The organism is Streptococcus sp. DD11, assembly GCF_001578865.1.
Lineage (GTDB): Bacteria > Bacillota > Bacilli > Lactobacillales > Streptococcaceae > Streptococcus > Streptococcus panodentis.
On the sequence record NZ_KQ969394.1, the window covers coordinates 205,518 to 207,350 of the forward strand.

Sequence of the window (1,833 nt, forward strand, 5' to 3'; positions counted from 1 at the left end):
GGACCTGAGGACAGCTGCATGCGGCATAGAGCCCAGCGGCAGATGGAGCATGAAACGGTCCAAACCCAGTTCTTCAATCATTTTAATCAGCTTTTCAGCAGTTTTTTCCGGACTGCCGACAAACATAGCCCCATCCGGCCCCACCTGCTGCAGGTACTGTTCATAGGTCAGCTCCTGCCAGTGCGGACGGTCCTTGGAGATACGGTCGACCACCTGCTTGGTCGGGTGAAAGTAAGACCGGATTGCCTCCTCATTGTCCTCCATGACCCAGCCCCAAGAGTGGGCAGCGATTTTCAGCTTTTCCTCTGAGTGGCCACTTTCCTGCCCAATCCGGCGATAAACATCCAGCAGGGGCTTGAAGTGCTTGGGACTGCCGCCGATAATAGCATAGGCAATCGGCAGACCGCGCTGGGCAATCTTGACTGTTGACTCCACATGGCCCCCCGTAGCCACCCAGACAGGAAAATCTTTCTGCACGGCCCGCGGATAAACCTCACGCCCATCAATCGTCTGGGTCAGCCGGCCCTTCCAGTCCAGCTTGCTTTCTGACTTGGCATAAAGGAGCAGGTCCAGCTTCTCCTCAAAGAGCTCCTCATAGTCTTTCAAATCATAGCCAAAGAGCGGGAAAGATTCGACAAAGGAGCCGCGGCCAGCCATGATCTCCGCCCTGCCATTGGACAGGGCATCAATGGTCGCATACTGCTGGTAAACCCGAATGGGATCTAGGCTGGACAGGACACTGACCGCACTGGTCAGGCGGATCTTCTCCGTCTGGACCGCACCGGCCGAAAGCACAATCTCCGGCGCCGACACCGCAAAGTCCTCCCGATGGTGCTCTCCGATGCCATACACATCCAGTCCCACCTTGTCTGCCAGCTTGATCTCATCCACCAGCTGGCGGATGCGCTCCGCATGCGAATAACTTTGACCGCTGCCCTCAAGCGGCGTTGTTTCTCCAAAAGTTGAGATGCCTAATTCAATCATGAGCTTACCTCCGTAAATCTTGCTTGTTTGTATATTAGCACTAATTAGTGACAACGACAAAAAAAGTGCTTGTTAGCACCATTTAACTTATCTTTTATTCCGTCGGTTGCCCGCCTTGCCGTACCCCAGTACAGCTGATCCTTCCTAACGGAAGCTCCATCCACCACCTCGCTGCCCTATCGTCCTATATTTTAAGCGATAGGCTGAAACTGTCCCACCGCCACTACTAAAAGCAAACTAAAAAACGACACTCTTTCTGCTCAATGAACAGCAGCAGACGAAGCAGGACAGGCAGCGCAGCAAAAAAAGCCAATGAATATCGGACTTTCATTGACTGTTCCTTGCTGGGGCGGCCGCTCAATGCGGCTAGAGCAGCGCAGCAATTTCTTTGATGAGCTCCTGATCTGTCAGGCCGGTCACCTGAGCCACAGCCTCCTCAGCCGGCTGGCTGGCTAGGATTTGACCCAATTTGATACTTTCTTCATCGCTGGCATCGCGGTAGGCAAAGGCATAGCTGACCGTTTTCAAGAGGTTGTCATAAGCCAGACCGCGTTCTTTGAGCTCGCGGATAGGCCGGATAAAACGCTCATCATAGCCCAGCTTGCGGATCGGAGTCCGGGCCACGCGGCTGACCTCATCCACGATAAAGGGATTTTCAAAACGCTGGATGATAATCTTGTGATAGTCCTCCAGCTCTTTTTCATCAAAGTTCCACTTGGCAATCAAGAGGCTGCGGATTTCAGCCAGAACGGCTTCAATCTGAGACTTGGTCTGTTCGTTCTGCAGGGCTTCCAGAATGGTTTTAGCGCCGGCATGAGCCCCGATATAAGCTGAGGTTGCATGGCCGGA

1 protein-coding gene and 1 pseudogene are annotated in these 1,833 nt (G+C 53.4%); both read right to left on the reverse strand.

Annotated elements, in window-relative coordinates:
* Nucleotides 1-984, reverse strand: a 984-nt coding sequence (locus STRDD11_RS06895) for an LLM class flavin-dependent oxidoreductase (protein ID WP_164828418.1), incomplete at its 3' end; no start/stop codon positions are given.
* 366 nt (nt 985-1,350) lie between these two features.
* A pseudogene (locus tag STRDD11_RS06900) lies at nt 1,351-1,833 on the reverse strand (mannitol-1-phosphate 5-dehydrogenase); the annotation flags it as partial.